This window comes from Burkholderia cenocepacia, from assembly GCF_014211915.1.
GTDB lineage: Bacteria > Pseudomonadota > Gammaproteobacteria > Burkholderiales > Burkholderiaceae > Burkholderia > Burkholderia orbicola.
Genome location: NZ_CP060041.1, coordinates 226,600 through 252,409, shown reverse-complemented (window position 1 = coordinate 252,409; position 25,810 = coordinate 226,600). Strand labels below are relative to the sequence as shown.

The 25,810-nt window shown below is 68.2% G+C and carries 25 protein-coding genes; 16 read left to right on the top strand and 9 right to left on the bottom strand.

Annotated features, from left to right (window positions below):
* Nucleotide 1: 1 nt before the first annotated feature.
* The 3 genes from SY91_RS30325 to SY91_RS30315 all read right to left on the bottom strand — a co-directional run bounded on the left by SY91_RS30325 (nucleotide 2) and on the right by SY91_RS30315 (nucleotide 3,494).
* A complete protein-coding gene (locus SY91_RS30325; RefSeq protein WP_185921501.1) occupies nucleotides 2-1,381 on the bottom strand; it encodes a glycosyltransferase family 87 protein in 1,380 nt (459 codons plus the stop codon).
* On the bottom strand, nucleotides 1,378-2,616 hold the full coding sequence (locus tag SY91_RS30320; protein ID WP_105798115.1) for a glycosyltransferase family 87 protein: 1,239 nt from the start codon (nucleotides 2,614-2,616) through the stop codon (nucleotides 1,378-1,380). Before SY91_RS30320 ends, SY91_RS30325 begins: the two co-directional genes overlap by 4 nt.
* Nucleotides 2,617-3,152: 536 nt before the next feature.
* Nucleotides 3,153-3,494: a hypothetical protein gene (locus SY91_RS30315; RefSeq protein WP_185921500.1), complete on the bottom strand. Its 342-nt coding sequence runs from the start codon at nucleotides 3,492-3,494 to the stop codon at nucleotides 3,153-3,155.
* Nucleotides 3,495-3,665: 171 nt separating this feature from the next.
* Here SY91_RS30315 and SY91_RS30310 point away from each other — a divergent pair, with 171 nt between their 5' ends.
* The 15 genes from SY91_RS30310 to SY91_RS30240 all read left to right on the top strand — a co-directional run bounded on the left by SY91_RS30310 (nucleotide 3,666) and on the right by SY91_RS30240 (nucleotide 16,637).
* Complete coding sequence (locus SY91_RS30310) at nucleotides 3,666-3,857, top strand: Flp family type IVb pilin (RefSeq protein WP_011549060.1); 192 nt, start codon at nucleotides 3,666-3,668, stop codon at nucleotides 3,855-3,857.
* A 139-nt stretch (nucleotides 3,858-3,996) separates the two neighbouring features.
* The gene (locus SY91_RS30305) at nucleotides 3,997-4,188 is read left to right on the top strand and encodes a Flp family type IVb pilin (protein ID WP_011549059.1); all 192 of its coding nucleotides are present in this window, start codon (nucleotides 3,997-3,999) and stop codon (nucleotides 4,186-4,188) included.
* 82 nt (nucleotides 4,189-4,270) lie between these two features.
* Complete coding sequence (locus SY91_RS30300) at nucleotides 4,271-4,477, top strand: Flp family type IVb pilin (RefSeq protein ID WP_105798114.1); 207 nt, start codon at nucleotides 4,271-4,273, stop codon at nucleotides 4,475-4,477.
* A gap of 28 nt (nucleotides 4,478-4,505) precedes the next feature.
* Entirely contained in the window at nucleotides 4,506-5,045 is a 540-nt protein-coding gene (locus tag SY91_RS30295) for a prepilin peptidase (RefSeq protein ID WP_185921499.1), read from the top strand.
* Nucleotides 5,046-5,088: 43 nt separating this feature from the next.
* The gene (locus SY91_RS30290; RefSeq protein ID WP_027810920.1) at nucleotides 5,089-6,489 is read left to right on the top strand and encodes an ATP-binding protein; all 1,401 of its coding nucleotides are present in this window, start codon (nucleotides 5,089-5,091) and stop codon (nucleotides 6,487-6,489) included.
* Between the two features lie 35 nt (nucleotides 6,490-6,524).
* Entirely contained in the window at nucleotides 6,525-7,364 is an 840-nt protein-coding gene (cpaB, locus tag SY91_RS30285) for a Flp pilus assembly protein CpaB (RefSeq protein WP_105798112.1), read from the top strand.
* A gap of 104 nt (nucleotides 7,365-7,468) precedes the next feature.
* Nucleotides 7,469-9,400 (top strand): type II and III secretion system protein family protein, encoded by a 1,932-nt coding sequence (locus SY91_RS30280; protein WP_185921498.1) that lies wholly within the window; start codon nucleotides 7,469-7,471, stop codon nucleotides 9,398-9,400.
* A gap of 20 nt (nucleotides 9,401-9,420) precedes the next feature.
* Entirely contained in the window at nucleotides 9,421-9,717 is a 297-nt protein-coding gene (locus SY91_RS30275) for a hypothetical protein (RefSeq protein ID WP_023477411.1), read from the top strand.
* A 25-nt stretch (nucleotides 9,718-9,742) separates the two neighbouring features.
* A complete protein-coding gene (locus SY91_RS30270; protein ID WP_023477412.1) occupies nucleotides 9,743-11,014 on the top strand; it encodes a VWA domain-containing protein in 1,272 nt (423 codons plus the stop codon).
* A 13-nt stretch (nucleotides 11,015-11,027) separates the two neighbouring features.
* Nucleotides 11,028-11,561 carry a TadE/TadG family type IV pilus assembly protein gene (locus tag SY91_RS30265; protein ID WP_023477413.1) on the top strand — a complete coding sequence of 178 codons (534 nt, stop codon included), beginning with the start codon at nucleotides 11,028-11,030 and terminating at the stop codon, nucleotides 11,559-11,561.
* Nucleotides 11,558-12,001 (top strand): TadE/TadG family type IV pilus assembly protein, encoded by a 444-nt coding sequence (locus SY91_RS30260; RefSeq protein WP_011549050.1) that lies wholly within the window; start codon nucleotides 11,558-11,560, stop codon nucleotides 11,999-12,001. Before SY91_RS30265 ends, SY91_RS30260 begins: the two co-directional genes overlap by 4 nt.
* A 22-nt stretch (nucleotides 12,002-12,023) precedes the next feature.
* Nucleotides 12,024-13,232, top strand: coding sequence for an AAA family ATPase (locus SY91_RS30255; RefSeq protein ID WP_023477414.1), 1,209 nt, complete (start codon nucleotides 12,024-12,026; stop codon nucleotides 13,230-13,232).
* A gap of 18 nt (nucleotides 13,233-13,250) precedes the next feature.
* Entirely contained in the window at nucleotides 13,251-14,615 is a 1,365-nt protein-coding gene (locus SY91_RS30250; RefSeq protein ID WP_023477415.1) for a CpaF family protein, read from the top strand.
* 33 nt (nucleotides 14,616-14,648) lie between these two features.
* Entirely contained in the window at nucleotides 14,649-15,626 is a 978-nt protein-coding gene (locus SY91_RS30245; RefSeq protein WP_011695056.1) for a type II secretion system F family protein, read from the top strand.
* A gap of 36 nt (nucleotides 15,627-15,662) precedes the next feature.
* Nucleotides 15,663-16,637: a type II secretion system F family protein gene (locus SY91_RS30240; protein WP_023477416.1), complete on the top strand. Its 975-nt coding sequence runs from the start codon at nucleotides 15,663-15,665 to the stop codon at nucleotides 16,635-16,637.
* 278 nt (nucleotides 16,638-16,915) lie between these two features.
* Here SY91_RS30240 and SY91_RS30235 read toward each other — a convergent pair whose 3' ends face one another.
* The 5 genes from SY91_RS30235 to SY91_RS30215 form a co-directional block, all read right to left on the bottom strand.
* The gene (locus tag SY91_RS30235; protein WP_043888436.1) at nucleotides 16,916-17,872 is read right to left on the bottom strand and encodes a transporter; all 957 of its coding nucleotides are present in this window, start codon (nucleotides 17,870-17,872) and stop codon (nucleotides 16,916-16,918) included.
* A 36-nt stretch (nucleotides 17,873-17,908) separates the two neighbouring features.
* The gene (locus tag SY91_RS30230) at nucleotides 17,909-18,436 is read right to left on the bottom strand and encodes a flavin reductase family protein (RefSeq protein ID WP_023477418.1); all 528 of its coding nucleotides are present in this window, start codon (nucleotides 18,434-18,436) and stop codon (nucleotides 17,909-17,911) included.
* 5 nt (nucleotides 18,437-18,441) lie between these two features.
* Entirely contained in the window at nucleotides 18,442-19,680 is a 1,239-nt protein-coding gene (locus SY91_RS30225) for a styrene monooxygenase/indole monooxygenase family protein (protein WP_023477419.1), read from the bottom strand.
* A 64-nt stretch (nucleotides 19,681-19,744) separates the two neighbouring features.
* Nucleotides 19,745-20,533, bottom strand: coding sequence for an SDR family oxidoreductase (locus SY91_RS30220; RefSeq protein WP_011549043.1), 789 nt, complete (start codon nucleotides 20,531-20,533; stop codon nucleotides 19,745-19,747).
* A 40-nt stretch (nucleotides 20,534-20,573) separates the two neighbouring features.
* Nucleotides 20,574-21,821: a dienelactone hydrolase family protein gene (locus tag SY91_RS30215; RefSeq protein ID WP_023477420.1), complete on the bottom strand. Its 1,248-nt coding sequence runs from the start codon at nucleotides 21,819-21,821 to the stop codon at nucleotides 20,574-20,576.
* Between the two features lie 350 nt (nucleotides 21,822-22,171).
* On the opposite strand from SY91_RS30215, the gene SY91_RS30210 reads away from it, so the two are divergent.
* Entirely contained in the window at nucleotides 22,172-23,197 is a 1,026-nt protein-coding gene (locus SY91_RS30210; protein WP_041489513.1) for an AraC family transcriptional regulator, read from the top strand.
* A gap of 100 nt (nucleotides 23,198-23,297) precedes the next feature.
* Here SY91_RS30210 and SY91_RS30205 read toward each other — a convergent pair whose 3' ends face one another.
* Entirely contained in the window at nucleotides 23,298-25,790 is a 2,493-nt protein-coding gene (locus SY91_RS30205; protein WP_023477422.1) for a xanthine dehydrogenase family protein molybdopterin-binding subunit, read from the bottom strand.
* Between the last annotated feature and the right edge of the window lie 20 nt (nucleotides 25,791-25,810).

The window sequence follows — 25,810 nt, the reverse complement described above, 5'->3', positions numbered from 1 at the left end:
CTTACCGGCCGGCGCCGAGCGTCGGGCGGCCGGTGCGGCGCATGCCGTGCGCCGGGCGGTGGTGTGCTCGAGACGGATGGGCGAACCCGGTCTCGGTCGAGGTATCGCGCGCGTCGGGTATCGACGGCACGTCGCGTCGTTCCTGCGCGATCCGGCTGACGAGCAGCGCGAGCGACGCGAGCGTCACGAGCGGCATGAACTGGAACGGCAGGTGCGGCACGACCGCGAGGCCCGCGAGCGGCATCGGCCACAGCAGCATCAGCCATTCGCGGTCGAAGCGGCGCCAGCCGCGCGTCAACGCATAGCGCGCGTACCACGCGATCACGATGCCGTACCAGGTCAGGTCGTAGTCGTACAGATAGGGGCTGACGAGCAGGCATGCGCATGCGAGGGTCGCGGCGCGCAGTGCGTACGAGCACGCGCCGCGCCACGCGTAGACGACCGCGATCGCGGCAACCGCCGCCGACAGCAACTGAAGGCCGCGCGCGACGAGCGCGGGCCAGCTGGCCATCGTCGCGAGCGCGAACACGGTCGGCATGCGCGCGAGCTGTGCACGGCCGGTGCCGACGATGGCGTAGACGTCGGCGATCACGTGCGCGAACGCGACCCACGGGCCGACGCCGAACGCGAGTGTCGCGAGCAGGGCGCTGACCGCGATCGTCGCGGCCCATGCGGTCAGCGCGCGCCATTGGCCGGCACACAGCAGCGCGAGCGGGAACAGTACCGCGAGCTGCGGCTTCATCGTCAGCAACCCGAAGCAGATCCCGGCGCAGACGGGGCGGCGGTTCAGCGCGAGCAGGCCGACGGCGGCGAGCGTCGTGGTGAAGAGGCTCGTCTGCCCGACGATCACCGTGAGGAATGCGCCGGGGAACGCCAGCGCGCACAGCCACGCGGCATCGCGCTGCACGGTCGCGTGAATCGTTGCAGCGAACAGCGCATACGTGATGCCGAGCCACAGCACCAGCGCCAGCGTGTACGGCAGCCAGCCGAGCGGCAGCACGAGCAGCAGCATCGTCGGCGGATAGAGCCACGGCTGCGTGCCGTTTGCGAGCGTGATCGTTGGAACCGCCGATTTCTCGATCGCGAACAGCGTGGCGTAATGCCACGCGTTGGCGCCGTGCCCGTGCGCGGCGAGCCACGCGGCGCTCCAGATCGGCGAGAAATCGGGCGACAGCGGTTCCGGTGCGCCGTGCTTCGACAGGATCATGCGGATCAGGTAGAGGGCGATGAACAGCAGTTCCGTCAGTAGCACGGCGGCCGCATAGACGCGCACGCGGTCGCGATTGAGCCAGTGCGGATGGCGGCGCGGACCCGCGATCGGGAGTTCCGGATGCACGTCGACGGCGGAATGCGCGTGGCGGGCGAACGAAGACGCTTTCATTGCTTGCCTCGCGACGCCAGTGCCGTGCGACGCACGACGACGAACAGCACCGCGAGCAGCACGACGGGTCCGATCTGCGGCAGCTTCATCAGCCGATTGAACATCTCGAAGATCGGCAGCAACCATGCGATCACGAGGATGCCCTGGTCGCCGGGAAGCCAGCCTTCGTCGAGACCGTGCGCGATCAGGCAGAAGATGGCGATGCCGAGCCACGTCAGTTCGTAGTGCCACAGATACGGTGTCGTCAGAAGCGTGGCGACCGCCAGCACCGCGCCGCGCAGGCGCATGTCGTGCGTACGGCGCCACACGCTGACGGCCGCGGCGATCGCGAGCAGCGCGACCGCGGCCTGGGCGGCAAGCGCGGCGGCGACCGGTGCGCCCGCGAGCCGCAGCGCCGCGAACGGCGTCGGCGACGCGAGCCAGTACGACGCGAGCATGAAATGCTGTTCGCGTACCGTCGACATCGCACGAGCCAGCCCGTGCAGCGCGGCCGGGCCGGCCAGGGCGACGCCGGCCGCGGTGAACAGTGTCGCGCTGATCGCCGCGGCCGCGAAGGTGCGCCACGCACGTGTCGCGATCAGCACGAACGGGAACACGACCGCGAGCTGAGGCTTGATCGCGAGCAGCCCGATCAGCACGCCCGCGAGCACCGGACGCTTGCAGAGCAGATGCAGCGCGAGTGCCGCGAGGCCGGCGGTCAGGATGCTGTTCTGACCGAACAGCGCGGACATGCACACCGCCGAATACGCGATGACGACCACCATCGCGGCGCGCGGCACGGGAAGATGCGCACGCAGTCCCGACAACCGCGAGACGGCGAGCGCGTAGCATAAAAGACTGCCCGCGAAAAAGAGGAAGTAAGCGGGCAGGAAAGGCACGAGGGCAACCGGCGCGATGAACAGCAGCATCGTCGGCGGATAGAGCCAGGGAAGCGGCCGGTGTTGGAGAAACGCACCGAAGTGCGCGAACTCGGCCTGCACGAATGACGAAGCGTCGTAGGCCGATGCGGCATGGCCTTGCAACACGAGATGCGATGCGGTCCAGAAGACCGAGAAGTCGGTGCCGGGGCGGGCCGTGGCGTTCGACGTGAAGCCGTTGGTGACGACGCCCCAGACGATCACCAGCGCAGCGAAGAGCATCAGCATGATGCAGCTGTACGGAATGATCCGGTCGGCCGTTAGCCATTGAGCACAGCGTATTGCGCGATCGCGCGTTCCACGATTGGCTGTGTACATGATGCCCCGTCTGTCGTGTGGCCGCGTGGTCTGTCGCAGCCGTTTGATGTTGTCGTGCCTTCGGATCGATCGCTCTGAAATGGCGTTGTCCGTGAATTCATTGTTGAAGAAAAAATCGCGTGATGCAAACCGCGCACGGTCGGCCGACATTGAATGTGTTCAGCGATTCGGGTGAAAACCGCCATTTCTGGTATGAGAAAACGCCATTACCGGGATTCGTGTTTCTGGCCTGAAACATTCCGCGATTTTTACCGGCTGTGCGTGCCGCCGGACCCGCGACACACGAGCGGCTTGCGGCGTTCGGGAAAATCCCGAGAAAATTTTTTAGGCCCTTTGTGCAGCGCGGCGACGGCGTTTCATGCCGGCTGCATTCGCCGGCACCGCATATATCAAAGTTGAAACATTTCGGCTGCCGGGCGTTTGACGGGCGGCCGTGTGGATCGCCGGAACCCTTGGTGCGCCTCGATTCCGCCCGGGATGGTCCGCTCTTTGCGTAAGCGTTGGCACGGCAGTCGACGACGTGACGACCGGGCGGTTCAGGCAAACAGCAGAGGAACCGGCCCGCGAATCACCTGCGGAAAAGACGGGCCGGAGCGCGTCGGGGAATACGCCGCTCCAGGTCGATCAACCGCGGCAACCGTCGTCGAACGACCAACGAGACCCGATAGCTTCCGGGCAATAAGAAATCGGCATGGCGGTACATGGGGAATAAAAATGAACGACCACAGCACATCGCGGATCGCAAGCCGCGTTAAAGACACATTGCAGCTTTGCCGGGAGTTCATCTCTCGTTCAACCGAATTCCATGCGTCGAACGGCAGTCGTGCCGTTCCGGTCGCTCGACTCGCCCGGTTCATCCGGCCGGTCGAACCGTACACGCGTCTCTCATGCTCCGTCTCGCCGATATCCGTTCGCACGGACCGGGGTGGTCCACCCCGTTTCCGCGACTGATCGTCGGTTGCCGATTTCCAGAGTAGTGCCGGTGGTGCCAGCCCCCGACGTCCTGACCGACGAAGGGTATTTCATAGCAGTCCGAAAGGAGAGTGCTCATGTCGAGAATCATCGAAAAGATCGCCTGGTTCGTCGAGGATCAGGACGGTGTGACGGCCATCGAATACGGCCTGATCGCCGCGCTGATCGCGATCGGCATCGTCGGTGCGCTGACGACGGTCGGTACGGATCTGAAGACCGTCTTCAACACGGTCGCCGACGATCTGGATTCGGTCGTAGCAGCCATTTGACGAACGGTACGACGAACGACCCTCCGGATTGTTCGTCGGCACCACACGGCATCAACAACCTGCCTCGACGTATCGATGCCGGATCATCCGATCCAGCCGGCGCGCCAGGCTTCGAAAGTGACTACGCAAGGAGATCATCATGTCCAAGTTCATTCAACAAGTCGGCCGTTTCGTCCGCGATGAAGACGGTGTGACGGCCATCGAATACGGCCTGATCGCCGCGCTGATCGCCATCGGCATCATTGCCGCGCTGTCGACGGTCGGCAAGGACCTCAAGACCGTGTTCACCACGATCGCGGACGACCTCGATTCGGCGGTCGCAGCCATCTGATGGACCGTGCCGCGGACGGCTCGGCTGGTGCAGCGTTCGAGCCGTCCCCGGCGATTCCGTCAACCGGAAACCGGAGACCGTCATGCAAACCATCATGCGTGTCGTACGCGGCTGGATCGCCGACGAACAGGGTGTGACGTCGATCGAGTATGCGTTGCTCGCGTCGATGTTCGCCGTCGCGGTGCTGGGCAGCGTCGTCACGCTGAAGGGCTCGCTCGGCGATGCGTACGAGATGATCGCCGCGGCCGTGACGGCCGCCGTGAGCACCGCGTTGTCCATGGTTTCCTGATCCACCGATTCGATACGCGAGGTTCGTCATGCTTCCCGTTGCGCCGCCTTACCCGGTTCCGTTGTGCGTGACGCTGCTCGCGGTCGCCGCGGCCAGCACGGACATCGCGACCCGTCGCATTCCGAACCGTCTCGTCTTGCTCGGCCTGGGCGGCGCGCTGGTTGCGCAGTGCCTGCTGCACGGCGTGCCGGTGGGCGTGCTCGGATGGCTCGCCGGCGCGGCGACCGGCTTCGGCCTGCTGCTGCCGTTCTACCTGTTGCGCGGCATGGCGGCGGGCGACGTGAAGCTGATGCTCGCGATCGGCGCATGGGTCGGCGCGGAAATGACGTTTTACATCGTGCTGGCCACGTTCGTGGCCGGCGGGATCGGCGCCATCGCGTACGCGCTGCTGCGCGGGCGGATGCGCCAGATGTGGACGAACGTGCGCACGCTGATCGTGCGGCGCTCGCAGGCGGCGCGCGCCGAGGCCGACGACGGCCCCGTCGAGATCGCATCGGTCGGCACGCTGCCGTACGGCGTGGCGATCGCGGTCGGCACGCTGGGCACGCTGTTCGCGTCGTGCGCATAGCGCGGCGGAATCGCAACGAGAACGCAACGAGGACGCAACGATCATGAACACGAACCACACCGAACCGAGACGCGATGCGCAGGTGGCACGCCTGCCCGATCCGCCGCCGTCGCGGGAGGCCCATACGAAGCCGGGCGCGCAGCTGCCGCCGGCGCCGCGCTCGCTCGCGGAAACCGGGTTGAGCATGGCGTTCGTCGGCGGCCTCGTGCTGAAGTCGACGCTGGTGCTCGGCCGCCCGTCGTACGGCGATCTGGTCGAACGGCACTGCCTGCCGCTCGCGGTGCTCGACGAAGTGTTTGCGTTCCTGGTGCGCGAGCATCTCGTCGAGCTGACCCATCGTGGCGCGACGGATCTCGACGTGACGTTCCGCCTGACCGATGCGGGCCGCGTGCTCGCGCTCGAGGAACGGGAGCGCAGCGGCTACAGCGGACCCGCGCCGGTGACGCTCGACGCGTATCTCGCGAGCGTGGCCGCGCATTCGGTGCGCAAGCTGCACATCGGCCAGAGCGACGTGTGGGCGGCGTTCGAAGGCATCGTGATCGACACGGCGGTGCTCGATGCGGCGGCCGCCGCGCTGAACGCGGGCCGGCCGCTGCTGATCTACGGCCCGGCCGGCAGCGGCAAGACCTTTCTCGCCGAGCGGCTCGGCGCGCTGATGCACGGCCGCGTGCCGATCCCGTACGCGATCTGCGCGGCCGGCGAAGTGATCGAGGTCTACGACCCGCTCGTGCACGTCGACGTCGGGTCGCAGGCCGGCGGCCAGTCGGTCGATCGCCGCTGGCGCCTGTGCGAACGGCCGGTCGTGATGTCGGGCGGCGAGCTGACGCTCGACGAGCTCGACCTGCGTCGCGACGAAGCAGCCGGTTTCTATCAGGCGCCGCCGCACATGAAGGCGAACATGGGCATGTACGTCGTCGACGATCTCGGCCGCCAGCGCGTCGAGCCGCGCGACCTGCTCAACCGCTGGCTGCGTCCGCTCGATCGCGGCGTCGATTTCATGACGCTCGAATCCGGCAACCGCTTCGTGATGCCGTTCGACGTGTGGCCGGTGTTCTCGAGCAACCTGGCGCCGGAGCAGTTCTGCGACGACGCGTTCATGCGCCGCCTCGGCTCGAAGCTGCACGTCGGCGCGATGTCGATCGACGACTACCGCGCGGTGTACGACGCGGCCTGCGCGTCGCTCGGGCTCGTGTCGGCGAGCGATGCCTTCGACTTCCTGCTGCATCGGCTTCACCTGCCGACCGGCAAGGCGTTTCTCGCGTGCTTTCCGGCGGACTTGCTGCGCCTCGTGGCCGCCGGCGCGCGTTACCGCGGCGATCCGCCCGAGGTGACGCACGACGCGCTGTACGACGCGTGGGCGAGTTATTTCGGCGCGGCGCCTGAACGGGACGGCAGCCATCCGCCGCCCGTCGAGCGCGGAGGCCGCACGTTCATCACCGGTTGAGCCGTTTCTTTCACGATTCGTCGAGGAGCATTGCCATGAAAAACAGTCGAGCGCTCATGATGCTGGTCGTCGCGATGATCGCGGGTCTCGCCGCGGTCGTGTTCGCGTCCCGCTGGCTGGTACAGACGTCCACGAGCTCGGTCACGTCCGTCGCGGTGGCCACCACCGACCTGAACCTGGGCGAACCGCTCGGGCCGAACCAGATCCACATGGTCAGCTGGCCGGCCGGCAGCGTGCCGACCGGCGCCTTCACCGATACGAAAACGCTCGAAGGGCGCGTCGTGCGCACCAGCCTCGCGCGCGGCGAGCCGGTGATCGAGTCGAAGCTCGCGCCGGTCGGCACGAAGGGCGGGCTGTCCGCGGTGATTGCCGACGGCAGCCGCGCGATCACGGTGCGCGTGAACGACGTGGTCGGCGTCGCGGGCTTCGCGCTGCCGGGCAACTACGTCGACGTGATCGTCAACACGCAGGAACAGCAGGGCAAGACCGACGGGCAGAGCATCTCGAAGATCGTGCTCGAGCACATCCTCGTGCTGGCCGTCGCGCAGCAGGTCAGCCGCGACGACACGGCGCCGAAGGTGGTCAACGCGGTGACGCTGGAAGTCACGCCCGACCAGGCCGAACGGCTCGACCTCGCACGCAGCGTCGGCACGCTGTCGCTCGTGCTGCGCAACCAGGTCGACCAGAAGACGCTGACCACCGGCGGCGCGACCAAGCTGACGCTGCTCGGCAAGGAACCCGTGCCGGAAGCGGCACCGGCGCCCGTCCATGTGCGGCCGGTCCGCGTGCACGTCGCGTCGCACGCGGCGCCGGAAGTCCGGCGCGACTGCGTCGGCGTGCTGACGGGCGTGAAGGGCAGCGTCGAATGTTTCTGAAACGAATGCCTATAGCCAGACCAACAAACCGGCCGCCGTCATCGCGCGGCGGCCTTGGAAGTCGATAACCGGCACGGCGCCGGTCTCTCGGGGGATCAGACGAAATGAAGATCAAACCGCAACGCACAGGTACCGGCCCGCTGCGCACACGCGTCGCACGGGGCACGATGATGGCCGCGATCCTCTGTTCGGGATGGCTGACCGTGTATGGCGCGCTCGCGCAGGAAGGCATCGAGTCGGCGGTGCTGACGAAGGGCGGCGCCAGCGCGCCGGCCGCGGTCGGCAAGGGGCCGATGCAGATGACGATCAGCATGGCGCCGGTGCCGGCCGCCGCGCCCGCCGCGTCGGCGGGGCCGCTGCGCGGGCCGAACTGCGTCGGCGCCGTGCGCGAATCGACCAGCGTCGCCGTGCCGCTCGGCAAGTCGCTGCTGGTGCCGATGCCAGAGCCGGTCCGCAATCGGACGATCGGCAACCCGGCCGTCGCGCAGGCGACGATGGTGTCGCCGCAGACGCTGTACATCCTCGGGCTTGCGGTCGGCACGACCAACATGATCGTGCAGGGCAGGAGCGGCGCATGCCGCGTGATCGACGTCGCGGTCGGCGCGGACGCCGGCGGCCTGCAGGCGTCGCTGCTGCAACTGATGCCGAACGAGCGCGACATCCATGTGTCGACCGCGGCCGGCACGATCGTGCTGGCCGGCACCGTGTCGAGCTCGCAGGCCGCGCAGCAGGCCGTGCAGATCGCCCATGCGTACGGCGACAGCGCGGGCGATGCGGGTGGCGGCAAGCAGGGCGGCGGCGTGCTCAACATGCTGAACGTCACGTCGCCGCAGCAGGTAATGCTCGAGGTGAAGGTGGCCGAGGTGTCGAAGACGCTGATCAACCAGATGGGCAGCGCGTTCAACATCCAGGGCGGCTTCGGTTCGTGGAGCGGCGCGCTGGTCAGCAACCTGCTCGCGGGCGTCGCGAGCGGCGCCGTGTTCAACAAGGCGAACAACAAGCCGTTCAGCATCGCGGCCGACGCGCAGAACACCGACAACCTCGTCAAGATCCTCGCGGAGCCGAACCTCGTGACGATCAGCGGCCAGGAAGCGACGTTCCTCGCGGGCGGCAAGATCTTCATCCCGATCCCGCAGAGCGGCAGCAATGGCGTCTCGTCGATCACGCTGCAGGAAGAGGAATTCGGCGTCGCGCTGAAGTTCACGCCGACGGTGCTGGCCAACGGCCGGATCAGCCTGAAGGTCGCGCCGGAAGTGTCGGAACTGTCGCAGACGGGCGTCACGCTGAGCGCGTCCAACATCGGCGGCACGTCGATCCTGCCGCTGATCACGACACGGCGAGCGTCGACGACGGTGCAGATGAGCGACGGCGAATCGTTCGCGATCGGCGGGCTGATCAAGGACAACGCGAGCGGCGCGCTGAAGGCGATTCCCGGCGTCGGCGAAGTGCCGGTGCTCGGCGCGCTGTTCCGCAGCACGTCGTTCCAGCAGGATCGCACCGAGCTGATCTTCCTGATCACGCCGCACCTGGTGAAGCCGCTGCAGACCGCGGACGTCGCGCTGCCGACCGACAGCTTCTCGAAGCCGAACGAAGTCGACGTCTTTGCGACCGGCAACATGGAAGGCCGTGGCGGCGTGCGCAAGGCGGGCGCGCAGCCGATGCAACCCGCGAACGGCGCAGCCGCCGCGCCGCAGACGCCGGCCCAGGCGCCGGCACCTGCTCCGGCGCCGAAGTCGGAAGCACCGGTCGCGCCGGCCGCGTTGCCCGCACCGCGCGCGCCGCAAGACGCCGACGTGCAGCCGCCGGTGCCGGCCGAGCCGCCGAAGGCGCCGGCGCCGGTCGCGGCCGCCGCCCCGCAGTCCGACGCGGCCACCGCGGCGCGTGTCGCGCGCATCGAAGCCGCCGCCGCGCGCCTCGCGGCCGCCGGCCCCGAACCGTCGGCCCCGCCGGCGGCGCGACCGAAGCACCGGAGCGCGGCGGCGCCGAAAGCGCAGGTTGCGCGCGCCGCCGCGGAACCCCAGTCCACCGATCGTTGAAACCGTCCAAGGGGAAGCTCATGAAATCCGCCTACCTCGTATTCGTGCGCCGCGCGGCGCTCGCCGCCCCGCTCGCGTTCGCGCTTGCCGGCTGCATGTCGTCGACCCCGGTATGGGACAGCCGCTTCGGCGACTCGGTCCGCACCGTGATGCACGCCCAGATCATCGATCCGCATGCCGGCGAACGTCCGGTGTCGGCATCGGGGGTCGACGGCAGCGCCGCCGCATCTGCGCTCGATAACTACGACAAGTCGTTCAAGCAGGTCCAGCCGCCCACCAATGCGTTCGTGATCGGCATCGGCAAGTCCACCCAGTAACGACGGCACGCTCAGGGAGAACGCCATGAACCGCGCAGCCCGCTATCCGAAAGTCACGCGTCGCAGCCTGCACCGCCAGCGCGGTGCCGTCGCGATCATCGTCGGTCTCGCACTGGCGGTGATGATCGGGTTCGTCGGGCTGGCGCTGGATCTCGGCAAGCTGTACGTCACGCGCAGCGAACTGCAGAACAGCGCCGATGCCTGCGCGCTGTCCGCCGCGCGCGACCTGACGTCGGCGATCAGCCTGTCGGTGGCCGAGGCCGACGGCATCGCCGCCGGCCATCTGAATTTCGTGTTTTTCCAGAAGAAGTCGGTACAGATGTCGACGAACGCGAACGTCACGTTCAGCGATTCGCTGACCAACCCGTTCCTGACCAAGAACGCGGTCACGACGCCGGCGAACATCAAGTACGTGCAGTGCACCGCGACGCTGAGCAACATCGCGCACTGGTTCATCGAGGTGCTGAACGTGTTGCCGGGCACGAAGCTCGCGAATGCGGCGGAAGTGTCGGCGAGCGCGATCGCGACCGTCGGCGGCGGCCAGACCACCTGCGCGATCCCCGTGTTCGTGTGCCGTGGCCCGTCCGATCCGGCCTACAAGGTCGGCGACTGGATCTCGTCGCCGTCCGGGTCGTCGTCGACCTACGGGCCCGGCAACTTCGGCTGGGCGGCGCTCGACGGCTCGACGAACGAGACGACGCTCGCGAGCGAGCTGTCGGGCAATACCTGCAACATCACGAGCCCGCCCGATCTGGCCACCACGGGCATGAAGTCGGCGTCGCAGCGGGCGTGGAATACGCGTTTCGGCATCTATACGAACGGCGCGAACGGTTCGAGCGGCCAGCCCGATTTCACCGGCTACGCATACGTCGGGCCGGACTACGGGCCGCCCGGAACGGCGGGCATCAAGGGTGACGCATACACGCAGTTCGTGGCCGACCGCGCGAGCTTCAAGCCTTATCAGGGCGACGGCGCGCCGCCGTCGGGCAGCGGCATCGCCACCAACGGCACGGCGACGGCGAGCAACTACTCGACGTACGGCAGCGACCGGCGCCTCGCGCTCGCGCCGGAAGGCGACTGTTCGACGCTGAAGGGCAGCAGCGGCAAGGTGCACGTCACGCAATGGGATTGCGTGCTGATGCTCGATCCGCTCCCGTTCAGCGCCGGCAGCGGCGCCGTCGTCGCGCACCTCGAATACCTCGGCTCGTCGGTCTCGGGCAACAACCCGTGCGCGACGCATGGCTTGCCCGGCAGCGGCAGTGCGTCGGGCACCCAGGTGCCGATGCTCGTTCAATAGCGGAGAGACGATCATGAAGAAGCCGCCGATTCGTCGTTCGCGCACCCGTGGCGTCGTCGCCGTCGAGTTCGCGCTCGTGCTGATGCCGATGATCATGCTCGCGACGGGCGTGGCCGAGTTCGGTCGCGCGATCTACCAGTACGAGACGCTGACCAAGGCCACGCGCGACGCGGCACGCTACCTGTCGGTCTGGCTGCCGACCGACAGCGCGTATCCGGTGTCGCAGGCGCAGTGCCTCGTCGTGTACGGCAACACGACGTGCGGCTCGTCGGGCACCGAGCTGGTGCCCGGGCTCACGACGTCGATGGTCACGATCTGCGACGCGCAGCGCACGACCGGCTGCAGCGATGCGTCCGACCCGGCGCAGTTCGCGAACCTGCCGACCTACGATTCGAACAACAACGCGGCGAGCGGCACGGCCACGGGCGCGATCAACGTCGTCGAAGTGAAGATCTCGGGCTACCAGTACCAGCCGATCCCCGCGTACCCGTGGCTGCCGTCGATCACCTTCGGCAACATCGTCACCGTGATGAGGCAGGTGTCATGAACGCGCGCCATTTTCCGCTGTCCCGCCGGCGCGCGCAGCGCGGCGTGGCGATCGTCGAATTCGCGCTGATCGCGTCGGTGCTGATCATGCTGCTGATCGGCATCTTCGAGTTCGGCCGCGTGCTGTTCTACTGGAACACCGCGAGCGAGGCCGTGCGTCTCGGCGCGCGCACCGCGGTGGTCTGCGACGTGAACGCCGCGGGTGTCGTGAAGCGCGTGCGATCGCTGCTGCCGCTGCTGTCGAGCGCGAACGTGTCGGTCAACTACACGCCGTCGAGCTGCGACGTGAACACGTGCTCGTTCGTGACGGTGAGCGTCACGAACGTCACCGTCAAGACCATGATCCCGTTCATGAACGTCACGGTCAGGATGCCGCCGTTCACGACGACGCTGCCGCGCGAAAGCCTGAATTCCGCGACGGGCGGCTCCGCCTGCAACTAATCGAAATGACGAGGCACACGACATGATCAACATCCTCGTAGCTTCCGACGATACCGCGCGGCTCACGCAGATCGCGCGTCTCGTGGCCGACTGCGGACGCTATCGCACGACGCGCGCCACCGGCCGCCCGTCGCAGATCGAGCATCGCACCGACGGGCTCGATGCGTTCGACATCCTGCTGATCGACGGCACGTCGCTCGAGCCGTCCGAGCTGTCGGCGATCGAGCGCATCTGCCGCGCGCATGCGGGCCTGACCTGCATCCTCGTGACGGCCGACGCATCGCCGCACGTGCTGCTCGACGCGATGCGCGCGGGTGCCCGCGACGTGCTGCAGTGGCCGCTCGATCCGCAGGCGCTCGGCAACGCGCTCGGGCGGGCGGCGGCGCAAAGCACGCGGCGCGATACCGACGACACGCGGATCGTGTCGTTCATGTCGTGCAAGGGCGGGGTCGGCACGAGCTTCGCGGCCGGCAACATCGCGTTCGAGATCGCGGAGGGCTTCAAGCGCCGCGTGCTGCTGATCGACCTGAACCAGCAGTTCGCCGACGCGGCATTCCTCGTCAGCGACGAAACGCCGCCGTCGACGCTGCCGCAGCTGTGCGCGCAGATCGAGCGGCTCGACGGCGCGTTTCTCGACGCGAGCGTTGCGCACGTGACGGAAAACTTTCACGTGCTGGCGGGCGCCGGCGACCCGGTCAAGGCCGCCGAGATGCGCGAGGACGCGCTCGAATGGATTCTCGGCGTCGCCGCGCCGCGCTACGACTTCGTGATCTTCGACGTCGGCGTCGGCATCAACCCGCTGTCGATGGTCGCGCTCGATCGCAGCGACCAGATCCAGATCGTGCTGCAGCCCGCGATGCCGCACGTGCGCGCCGGCCGCCGGCTGCTGGAAATGCTCGTGTCGCTCGGCTACTCGACCGACCAGTTGCGGCTGATCGTGAACCGCACGACCCGCGCGAGCGAGCGGACCCGCACCGCGCTCGAGGAGGTGCTCGGCCTGCACGCGGCCTGCACGATTCCGGACGACGCCGACACCGTGCTCGAAGCGATCAACCAGGGCCATCCGGTGTCGCGGCTCGCGCGCGGCTCGGCGGTCGTCCGGGCGTTGCAGGGCTGTGCGAAGCAACTCGTCGACGGCGAAGTGCGCGCGGGACGCGGCGCGACGCACAGCGAACCGTTGATGTCCCGGCTGTTCGGCCGCAAGGCCACGCCGAAGCTCAAGTCGATGTAATTCTTTCGGGGAACCATCATGTCATTGCGCGAACAGATGTCCTTGCACCGGGCCCAGCCGCTGGCGGCCAGCGAAGCGGCCGGCCCGGCGCATTCGTCGGTGCGCGACGCATACCAGAAGCTGCGCCGCGACATTCACCTGGCGGTGCTCGAGCGCGTCGAGCTCGAGCGCCTGTCCCGGCTGCATCAGGATCAGATCCGCATGGAAATCGGCGCGCTGATCGCGCGCATCCTTGACGAGGAGCGGCTGCCGGCGAACGACATCGAGCGGCGCCAGCTCGCGATCGACGTGTACGACGAGATGTTCGGCTTCGGTCCGCTCGAAGCATTGCTGCGCGACCCCGGCATTTCCGACATCCTCGTGAACACGTACCGGCAGGTCTACGTCGAGCGCTGCGGCCAGCTCGAACTGACCGACGTGACGTTCTACGACGACGCGCACCTGATGAAGGTGATCGAGAAGATCGTGTCGCGCGTCGGGCGCCGCATCGACGAATCGAGCCCGATGGTCGACGCCCGGCTGCCGGACGGTTCGCGCGTGAACGCGATCATCCCGCCGTCCGCGATCGACGGGCCGCTGATGTCGATCCGGCGCTTCGCGGTCAACCCGCTGAAGATGGACGACCTGGTGCGCTTCCACAGCCTGACGCCGCCGATGGCCGAGCTGCTCGACGCGCTGTCGCGCGCGAAGGTGAACGTGCTGGTGTCGGGCGGCACGGGCAGCGGCAAGACGACGCTGCTCAACATCCTGTCCGGCTTCATTCCGCGCAACGAGCGGATCGTGACGATCGAGGACGCCGCCGAGCTGCAACTGCAGCAGCCGCACGTACTGCGGCTCGAGACGCGCCCGCCGAACATCGAGGGCAAGGGCGAGATCACGCAGCGCACGCTGGTGCGCAACGCGCTGCGGATGCGCCCGGACCGCATCATCCTCGGCGAAGTGCGCGGTGCCGAAGCGCTCGACATGCTTAACGCGATGAACACTGGCCACGAAGGCTCGCTCGCGACGATCCATGCGAACACGCCGCGCGACGCGCTGACGCGCCTCGAGAACATGGTCAGCGTGTCCGGCCTGACGCTGCCGCCGAAGACGATGCGCCAGCAGATCGCGTCGGCGATCTCGGTGGTCGTGCAGGCGGCGCGCCTGACCGACGGCAAGCGCAAGATCGTCAGCATCCAGGAGCTGACCGGGATGGAAGGCGACATCATCAACATGCAGGAGATCTTCACGTTCAAGCGCACGGGCGTGGACCGCGACGGCTCGGTGCGCGGCCACTTCTGCGCGACCGGCGTGCGGCCGAAGTTCGCCGAGCGGCTGCAGGCATTCGGCATCAACCTGCCGGATTCGCTGTACGACCCGTCCGTGCATTACGAGACGGACTGACGCCAGGGCGCCGTGCGCTGCCGGGGAGGCCTCATGAATGCGATCTTTTACGGTTTTGTGATTCTTACCTTCGTCGCGGTCGTGCTGTCGATCGAGGGCATCTATCAATGGTGGAACGCGCGGCACGGCGCCGCCGCGCGCCGGATCGAATCGCGCATTCGCGCGATGTCGGCCGGCGGCAACGTCCAGCAGGAGCGGCTGTCGATCCTGAAGAAGCGCATGCTCGACGAGTCGAAGCCGTTCGACCGGCTGCTGCTGCGCCTGCCGCGCGTGCATGCGCTCGATCTCGTGATCCAGCAGTCGGGCCTCGACTGGACGCTGCCGAAGCTGATCACGCTCAGTGCGACGTTCGCGGCCCTCGCGTGGTTCGTGGCGAGTTTCGCCCGCTTGCCGCAACTCGCCGCGGTGCCGGTGGCGCTGGTCGCCGGGTGGCTGCCGATGACGTACGTGCTGCGCTGCCGCGCCAAGCGGATGCGCAAGCTCGAGCGGCAGTTGCCGGACATCTGCGACATGATCGCGCGCGCGCTGCGTTCCGGCCATTCGTTCACGAGCACGCTCGGGATGGTCGGCGACGAGTTTTCCGAGCCGATGGGCGGCGAATTCCGCGTCACGTTCGACGAGGTCAACTACGGCGTGTCGCTGCACGACGCGCTGACGAATCTCGCGACGCGCGTGCCGGTGCAGGACCTGCGCTACTTCGTGATCGCGGTGCTTATCCAGCGCGAGACGGGCGGCAACCTGGCCGAATTGCTCGAGAGCATCGCCGGGCTGATCCGCGAGCGCTTCAAGCTGTTCGACAAGGTGCGCGTGCTGTCGGCGGAAGGGCGGCTGTCGGCGTGGATTCTCGGGCTCTTGCCGTTCGGCACCGCGGCGGTGATGGCGCTGCTGAACCGCGAATTCCTGTCGGTGCTCTGGGAGGACCCGGCGGGGATCCGGATGGTCGGCACGATGCTGGTGTCGATGCTGTTCGGCCTGTTCTGGATCCGCCGTATCGTGCGCATTCGCGTCTGACGCGCGAGCCGAATAACGAACCGTTGCGAGGTTGTCATGCAAAACCTGAGCGTGGTCCAGGCCGTGATGCTGGGCGGCTTGTTCATCTTCGTGGCCGGCGGCGTGCTCGTCGCGATGCTGCTGTTCTCGCCGCGCGGCATCCAGCGCCGGCTCCAGCAGGCCGGCGGGACCGGGGCGGGCGGCGTCGCCGGCCCGGGAGACGGCGACGACATGGCGTCGCGCTGGGTCGCGAAGCTGGTCGAGCTGTCCAGCCCGATCTCGAAGCTGTCGGTGCCGAAGGAGGGCTGGGAGAATTCGCCGTTGCGCATCCGGCTGATGAATGCCGGATGGCGCAACCAGAGCGCGGCCGCGGTGTACTTCACCGCGAAGACGATGCTCGCGCTCGGCCTGCCGTGCGCCGCGCTGCTGGCGCTGATCACCACGTCGCTCGGCGACGAGCGTGCGCTGCTGTCGCTGATCCTCGTCGCGCTCGCCGGCATCGGCTATTACATTCCGAACATCGTGCTGTCGCAGCGGGTCAAGGTGCGCCAGCGGAAGATCTTCGAGGATTTTCCGGACGCGCTCGACCTGCTGACGGTGTGCGTCGAAGCCGGCCTCGGGCTCGACGCGGCGCTGATGAAGGTGAGCGAGGAGCTGCGGTTTCGCAGCGAGGTGGTCGCGAGCGAACTCGACCTGCTGCTGCTCGAGATGCGCTCCGGTTTCACGAAGGAGACGGCGCTGCGCAATCTCGCGCTGCGCACCGGCGTGGAGGACATCGAATCGTTCTGCGCGATGCTGATCCAGGCCGACCGGTTCGGCACGAGCATCAGCGAATCGCTGCGCGTGCTGTCGGACATGCTGCGCACGCGGCGCCGGATGCGCGCGGAGGAACGCGCGGCGAAGATCGCGCTGAAGCTGCTGTTTCCGCTGATCTTCTGCATCTTTCCCGCGCTGATGATGGTGCTGCTCGGCCCGGCGATGATTCACGTCTATCGCGTGCTGCTGCCGACGTTCGTTGGCGTCGCGCCGTGAGCGGCGCGCGGATGCGGCTGCACGCGCATCGATAAAGGCCGGATGTGCCGGCCCCGGGGCCACGCGGTGGCCATCCGGCGGCCGGCACGGCAACAGGCTTCATGGAGGCTCCCTCCCCAGGCGGCGCCGCGAGACAGGTCGACCATAGCGGCGTCAATGCATCCTGGACCCATGGTCGGCCATGGAACAAGCCGTAGTCCACCGCCTTCACGGCTGCCCCCTACTGCTAACCCGTTGAAGCGGCGGTGCCCCGTGGCGGGGCGCCGGCGCGCCGCGCGTCACTGGAAGTGATGCACGTAGCGCAGCACCATCCGCGTGCCCTGCGGCCGGTTGCGCGCATAGGTCTCGAAGTACGCGTTGAACAGCAGGTGATCGTGCGGCGAGAAGCTGACCATCGCCCCCGGCCCGATCGCGAACACGGCCTCGCGCGTACCCGGCACGTCCTGCCCGTTGGCCTTCATGTCGGTGGTCTGGCGCAGCCAGTAGCCGTTGAGCCCCAGCCGCAGGCCGGGCCGCACTTCGTACTCGGTCGCGAAGTTCACGTGGAGCGCCTGGCCGGCCTGCGTCGACGTCACGTCGGGGCCGAGTGCCGTGGCCGGCTGATGGTTGGTCGCGTTCCACAGATAGTGCAGCCGCCACGACACGGTCCATTTCGGCGTGAGCCACAGCGTCGCGGCCCAGTACGGATCGAACGACCAGAAATGGCTGCCGGGATTGATCGCGCGCGACGGATCGTACGCGCCGGTCGGCACGATGAACTGGAATTCGACGCGCTGCGCGAAGCGCGGGCCCTGCGTGCCCATCACCGGGTCGAACTGGATGAACGGGCCGATCAGCAGATCGCCGAAGCCGGCGTGCGCATTCAGCGCGACGTTGCCGATGCCGTCGTCGGTGCGCGCGGACGCAATCCACGGCAGGATCACGTCGAGGCCCGGATGCATGCCCGCGAACGTCAGCGGCGACTGATAGACGAGCTGGCTCAAGCCGGCGAACAGGTCGATGTCCTGCTTCGGCAACCCGACCTTGTTGCCCGCATTGTCGTTGACGCGGCCGGCCGTGTAGTACTGCAGGTATTGCGTGCCGTACCAGCCGGCGCCGGCCGGCGGCATCCCGTCGAGGAAACTGGTCATGCCGAGGTTGACCGCGGGCAGGTCGGCCGCGTGGGCCGGCGCGTGGCCGGCGAGGCCGGCGATCGCGAAGCCTGCGGCGACGAGCAGGCGAGAGCCGAGTTTCATGTTCACCACCTCCTGGTTATTTGTTTGTATGACTAATTAAAAGGCGCGTGAAAGATCGGGATGATCGGCGATCGCGCGATACTGGCCGGCATGAAACACGAGCGGCGCCTTGCCGAATGCGTCGAACCGTTCGATCTCGCCGATGAAGAGCAGGTGGTCGCCGCCTTCGTAGTGGCCGACGTTGCGGCACACGAAGCGCGCGCTCGCGCCGGCGAGGCACGGCACGCCGCCGCTTTCCGATGCCACGTGCGGCACGCCGTCGAACTTGTCGGCGCTGGGCGTCGCGAAGCGCCGCGACAGGTCGATCTGGTCGTGCGCGAGGATGTTGATCGCGAAGTGCGTGGCCGCGACGAAATCCGGGCGGCTCGGCGCGACCTTGCGCAGGCTCCACAGCACGAGTGGCGGATCGAGCGACAGCGACGAGAACGAATTCGCGGTGAGGCCCACCTTGCGCCCGTCGGCCGCGCACGTGGTGATCACGGTGACGCCGGTCGGGAACTGCCCGAACGCGGCGCGCAACTGCATCGGGTCGAGGGCCGCGCGGTCGGTGACGGTCGTTTCCATGGCGGTTACTCCGCACGCACGCTGTGTTCGCGGATCAGCGCCGCGCACGCCGACGGCTCGAACCACCACGGCGCGAACCGGCGCGGGTCGTCGAAGCCGTCGACGATCGTTTTCGCGAGCGACGGCGACTGGCCGGCCGCGCCGAGCAGTTCGAGGATGTGCGGCGGCGGCGGGGTGAGCAGCGAGTTGGTCCAGCGCACGACATGCTGCGCATAGGCCCAGTAGCCTTCGAAGGTCTGCTGCATCCAGTCTTCGCCGAACGGCGCGGCGCCGCGCGCGACGATCGCGTCGAAATACGCGTTCGCGCATTTCGCGGCGTTGTTCGAGCCCTGGCCGGTGATCGGATCGTTGACGACCACCGCATCGGCCATCCCGAACACGGTGCGGCCCGACGGCAGCCGGAAGAACGGCTTGCGCACGGTCGGCGCGAAACGTCCGGCCAACGTGCCGTTCGGATCGGTGACTTCGACGTCGCGGCAGCGTTCGAATTCCCATGGCACGTACTGTTGCAGGAACGACAGGCTGCGGTCCAGATGCTGCTCGGGCGTCTTCACGTCGGCCCAGCAGTCGAGCGGGCCGCCGGGGATGCCTTCGAACACCATGATTTCGCATGGGCCCGTGGTGGTCAGCGCGGGAAACACGAAATACTCGCCGATGCCCGGCAGCAGGTTGAAGCGTACGCGCGAATACGGCTCGCTCGGCGTCATCCCTTTCACGTAGGTGAGAGCCAGTGCGCGCTGCGGGCGGTCGAACGGGCTGCGCGCATCGTCGCGGCCGAGCAGGCCGACGATGTCGCCCTTGCCGGCCGCGAGCAGCACGAGGTCGTGGCTGCGCGCGAGTGCCTCGAGTTCGGGCACGCCGATGTCGGCGATGCGCACGTCCGCGCCGCGGCGGCGCACGCCGTCGAGCCAGTCGGCCATCTTCACGCGCTGGTCGACCGACTGCGCGTAGCGGGTGAGGCGCGACGACCAGTCGATCGCCTTGCGGCCGTGGCCGTCCGGGTGCGGCACCGCGATGCCGATGCCTTCGACGGCCGGGCACGCTTCCTCCCACGTATTCAGGCCGAGATCGCGCTCGATCTGCAACGACGTGTGGAACATGCACTGGCTCGACATGACCTTGCCCGTGCGGATCTGCTCCGCGTCACGATTGGTCGCGAGCGTGACGTGGTAGCCCTGGTCGAGCAGGGCGAAGGCGAGTTGCAGGCCGGACTGGCCGGCGCCGACGATAGCGATGCGTCTCATGGGAATGTCCTCGGTTGGCCGCGTGACGGCCGGAGTGGTTGCAAGAAGGGGCGACGCGGCACGGTCACTCCGCGAGCCGCGGAATCGCCGGCACCGCCTGTTCGGGGCCCATCGCGGCATAGCCGCCGTCCACCGCGTAGTCGGCGCCGGTCACGAAGCTCGCCGCGTCGCTGCACAGGAACGTGACGACCTGCGCGACTTCCGACGGATCGCCGACGCGTCCGAGCAGGTGGAACGGTGCGGCGACGCGATCGGTCTTCGCGCGGTCGCCGTGCGTCATCTCGTCCATCACGCGCGACCAGGTCCAGCCCGGCGATACCGAGTTGACGCGGATGCGATCGGGCGCGAGATCCATCGCCATGCTGCGCGTGAGCTGGCGGATCGCGGCCTTCGAGGTCGGATACAGCCAGCGGCCGGTTTGCGCGCACTGCGCGGAGATCGAGCTGAAGTTCACGATCGCGCCGCCGCCGCGCCGGGCCATGTGCGGATGCACGGCCTTCGCGAGCATCGCGGCCGACACGACGTTGACGTCCATCGCGGCGAGCCAGTCGTTGCGGGTCGCGTGGATGCCGTCGTCGACATAGCTGCACGCGAGGTTGACGAGCACGTCGATCGCGCCGAACCGCTCGACGATCGTCGCGATCGCGCGCTCGATCGCACGATCGTCGGTGATGTCGAGCGCGATGAACAGCGCCCGTTCGCCGAGCGATGCGGCCACGCGTGCGCCGTTGTCCGCATCGAGATCGAGGATCGCGACGCACGCACCGGCGCGGCTCAGGTCCTGCGCGACCGCGGCGCCGATCAGCGTGGCGCCGCCGGTGACGAGCGCGACTTTGCCAGCAAGGGCATTCATGGTGTGTCTCCGGGAATCGTGGGGTGAGGGAAGGGCCGCGTCAGTGCGCATCCGTCGATGGCGTGCTGTCGTGCCAGCGGCGCATCAGGCCGTTCGACGGCACGGTTTCGTCGAGCAGCTTGCGGGCCGTGTCGACGCCCGCGACCGGCAGGCCGGCCGGATCGAGCAGGCCGATCTGCACGAGCACGCTCGCCTGGTCCCAGTAGATGTGTTCGTGATAGAGCTTGTCGCCGCGAAACTTGACGATCGCGACGAGCGGAATCTCGACACGCTTGCCGGTCGGCGCGACGCCCGGGAGCATCCAGTCGATCTCGGTGGTGTGCGTGAAGCGGAACAGCAGCTCGTCGACGATCTGGCTCGCGCCGATCGTGCGCGAGATCGGCGTGATCGTCGTGTCGGGCGGGTTCGCATGCACGAAGTGATGCGTGTAGAAGCGCTTCAGTTCGTCGTGGCCGACGCCGCCCGTCAGTGTCGGAATATGGTTGACGTACGGCTCGGCGACCATCGTGGCCATCGTCGCGTCGACGTTGCGCGTGTCGAACTCGTGCTTCAGGTGCGTTTCCCACAGCGCGGACAGGTCGTAGCGCGGGCCGAGCGCGGCGCGGAACGCGGCGATCGCGCGCTGGTGGGCCATGACCGCGGCGGCCTTGTCGAAATGATCGCCGCCGGCGCGGGCGAATGCATGATCGACGCCGGGGTAGACGTAGACTTCGACGCCGTCGCGACCCGCCAGCGCAGCCGCGATGCGCTGCTGCGCGTCGGGCGGGCAGAAGCGGTCCAGCTCCGCGATCTGCAGCACGAGCCGCCCGTGCAGGTGCGCGGCTTCGTCCAGCGCATGCTCGATGCCCACGCCGTAGTAACTGACCGCCGCGGCCACGCCCGGCAGCCGGCACGCGGCGAGATACGCGAGCTTGCCGCCGAGGCAGTAGCCGAGCACGCCGGCCTCGCCCGTGCATTCCGGCCGCTCGCGCAGCTCGGCCAGCGCGGCGCCGATGTCCTCGACGCCCTTGTTTTCGTCGTATTCGCGATAAAGGGCCATCGCGCGCGCGAAATCGGCCGCCGTATCACCGAGCTCGATGCCCGGGGCCTGGCGCCAGAACAGGTCCGGCACGAGCACCGTATAGCCTTCCTCGGCGTAATAGTCGGCCACGTCGCGCATCGTCGCGTTCGCGCCGAAGATCTCGTGACAGAGCACGATGCCCGGCCCGGTGCCGCCGGCCGGCGTGCTCAGGTACGCGCGGAATGCGCCGCCGTCCGGCGCTGGAATCTCGATGTGACGTCCGTTCATGGGTCCCTCCATGCGGTTGGTTTCGGTGACGGCCCAGTATTGGCGGCCGAAATGGGCGTTTCTATCCGCTTTCTTCGGCCGGTATCCGCGAATTCCGGAAACCTGCGGCAGCGGCTGCCGCAGGCCGGCGGGCCGGGGCCGAGTGCGGGTATGTGCGGATGCGGAAGATCCGCACAGTTTTCTACGATGCGCGAACGGTCCGCTTCTTGCGTGGCTTGCGCGGGACTTGCGTGTTTCGTAGGACGGACTGTCCGGATACTCCAGGCGCTGTCCGGATCGTGCGGCGGATTCCCCGATAGCGGGAATGCATGCACGGCGCGAGTGCGATCGAGCACGACGGGAGAACTTCGATGGCGCAATTTTTCGAAACCGGCTGGCTGGCCGATGCCGCCTGTTTCAATCACGACACGCTGCTGCTGCAGTCGAACGACGTCGACGAGGTGCGCGCACGCGTGGCCGATGTGTTCAAGCCGCACCGGCTCACGCCGACCGGCGAATCGCGTGCGCTGCACAGCTGCATGCACCATGCGCGCTGGGGCAACCTGTCGTTGAACCTGCTCGATTACGGTGGCGGCGTCAGCATCGAGCCGGGGCCGCTCGAGCATTTCTTCCTGCTGCAGATTCCACTGCGCGGCGACGCCGAGATCGAATGCGGCGCGACGCGCTTCGTGTCGTCGCCGGGCACCGCGTCGCTGCTTTCGCCGACGCTGCCGTTGAAGATGCGCTGGGGCGATGCGTGCCCGCAGGTGATCCTGCGCATCGAGCGTGAAGTGATGGAGCGCCACGCGCAGCGGCATTTCGGCGACGACCGGCGTGCGAGCGTCGAATTCGAACCGGAATTCAGCCTGGCGTCGCCGCAGGGCACCTGTCTCGCGCAATTGCTGCCGGTGCTCGCCGGCGCGATCGCGACGGACGCGCATCCGTTGCGTCATCCGCTTGCGTTCGAGCAGCTCGAATCGACGCTGCTCAACCTGCTGCTGCACGGCCACCCGAACAGCGCACGCGACGGCACGCGGCGCCTGCCGACGGCGCTCGCGCCGTTCTACGTGCGGCGCGTCGAGGAATACATTCGCGCGCATCTCGACGAGCCGCTGACGATCGAACGGCTCGCCGATCTCGCCGGCGTCAGCCCGAGCACGCTGTTCGCCGGCTTTCGCAATCGCCACGGCATCACGCCGATGGGCTTCGTGCGGCAGTTGCGGCTGCAACATGTGCGCGACGAACTGCTGGCCGACGATACGCCGGGGCTCGCGTCGGTCACCGATATCGCGCTGAAATGGGGTTTCGCGCACCTCGGGCGGTTCGCGATCGAGTACAAGCGCGCGTTCGGCGAATCGCCGTCGGCGACGCTCAGGATGCGGCGCGTGCGGGGATGAACGCGACGGCGGGCGCGATGCCCCGCCGTGGCGACGGTCCATGCGGCTGCGCCCGGCCCGGCGGGCGTGCCGGGCGCAGCCGCTGGCCGGATCGTCTACGTCACACCGTGCCTTTCTTCAGATCGTCGATGCACGGGATGCCGGCGCGCCGTTTCGGCCGCAGGAATTTCGGCACCGAGGGCGCCTGGCCGACGCCTGCGTGACTTTGATCGGTCCTGGGCTTCAATGCGGCCGGCTTGACCTTGCGCGGCATCCGGCAGCCGCCGGCCGGCAGGTCGCCGTACGGATCGTCGTCGACGGCTGCCGCGGGGGCCGTCGGCATCGCCGGGGCGGCTGCCGCGACCAGCATCGGCGCGAACGGCAACGCATGCATCCGCTCGCCGGTCAGGACGAACGCACCGTTGGCCACCGCCGGTGCGATCGGCGGCACGCCGGCGTCGCTCAACCCGGTCGGATGCGCGTCCGACGGAACGAAGAAGACATCCACCGGCGGCGCTTCCTGCATGCGCACAGGTGGATAGTCGGCGAAACCGGCGTTGCGCACCGCGCCATGGTCGACGTCGATCGCGAAGCCCGGCTTCGTCGTCGCGAGGCCGAACAGCGCGCCGCCCTGGATCTGCGCTTCCGCGCCGGTCGGGTTGACGATGCGGCCCGCATACACGCCGGCCGTCACGCGATGCACGCGCGGTTGCTGCGCTTCGATCGAGACCTCCGTCACGTAAGCCACGACCGTCCCGGCCGATTCGTGCATGGCCGTACCCCATGCGTGCCCGGCAGGCAGCGTGCGCGTGCCGTAGCCGGATTTGTCGACGGCGAGCGCGAGCGCCTGGCGATGGGGCGCGTGCTCGGGACCGGACAGCCGTGCCATCCGATACGCGACCGGGTCCTGTCGCGCTGCGTGCGCGAGCTCGTCGACCAGCGTCTCCATCACGAATGCCGTATGCGTATGGCCGCCCGAGCGCCACGACTGGACCGGCACGTCCGCGTCCGTCTGATGGACCGACACCTGCATCGGAAAGCCGTACGGGCTGTCGGCGACGCCTTCGGTCAGCGCGGGGTCGACGCCACCCTTGCGAATCGTCGTGCGCTCGAGCGGCGAACCCTTCAGCACCGACTGGCCGACGACGACGTGCTGCCAGTCTCGCACGGTGCCGCTGCCGTCCACGCCGATGTCGACGCGATGCAGCACCATCGGGCGGTAATAGCCGCCGCGCAGATCGTCCTCGCGCGTCCAGATCGTCTTGACCGGGCCGAGGTGGCCGGCCGCCAGATAGGCGGCGGATACGCGCGCGGCTTCGACCACGTAGTCCGACGTCGGCGTCGAACGCCGGCCGTAGTCGCCGCCCGACGTCAACGTGAAGATCTGGACCTTGGCCGGCGCCACGCCGAGCGCCTTCGCGACCGCGGCGCGATCGGCCGTCTGCAGCGACGATCCGCCCCAGATCTTGATCCCGCACGCGCAGCTCGCCGGGCCGACGTCCACCGTACAGCTGAGCGGCTCCATCGGCGCATGCGCGAGATACGGAAATTCGTAATCCTTCTGAATTCGTGTTGCCGGGGGCGGCGCACTGCCGCTCGACGCTGTCCGCACCACGGTGCCGGGCGAGGCGGCGAGCTGCTTGTAAGCGCGTATCTGTTCCGCTGACGACACGCTCGACCCGCTGTCTTTCCATGTGACCTGCAGCGCATCGCGCCCGAGTTTGGCCGGCCAGTACCCATCGGCGATGACGGCCACGCCGGTGCCGCCGCGGTCGACCGGGATCTCGACGACTTCCACCACGCCCTTGACCGCCCGGGCCGCGGCCGCGTTGTAGCTCGCGACCTGCCCGCCGAAGCGTGGCGGGCGGGCGACCACGGCCACCTTCATGTCCGGCAGGCGCCAGTCCATCCCGTACTTGAGCGTGCCGTCGAGCATCGCGCGTGCGTCGATGCGCGGGGTCGGCTTGCCGATGATGCGGAACTGGTCCGGCGATTTCAACGGCACCCGCTGCGGCACCGGCATCGCCATCGCGTCGGGCGCCAGTTCGCCGTAGGTCGCGCTGCGGTTGCCGGCCGTCACGACACCGTTCGCGGTGCGGCACGCGGCGGGATCGACGTTCCAGCGCCGCGCGGCCGCGGCGACGAGCATCGCGCGGGCGGACGCGCCGAGTTCGCGGTATTGCGCGAACGAGTGATTGACCGACGTCGCGCCGCCGGTCATCTGGATGCCCGTCACCGGGTCCTTGTACGGCTCGCCGGCCGGTGCGAGCACGGTGCGTACGTTGCGCCAGTCGGCATCCAGTTCGTCGGCCAGTGCCATCGGCAGCGCGGTGCTGACGCCCTGGCCGGATTCCGTCCGGTTGACGGCGATCGTCACCGTGTTGTCCGGCGCGATGATCAGGAATGCTTGCGGTGGCGAAGACGGAAGGGCTTTGCCGGCTTCGGCCGTGGCCCGGTTCGGAGCGAAGCCCAGTGCAAGGCAGCCGCTCGCCGCCATCGTGAGCTTCAGGAAGCCGCGCCGGCCGAGCGACGGAGAACCTGTTCCGGCGACCGGCGAAGCGTCGGGGTGGGGGGCGTCGGTGCTCGCCGGGCGCCCGGCAGTGCGAATACGCATGGTCAAAGTCTCCCGGCAGG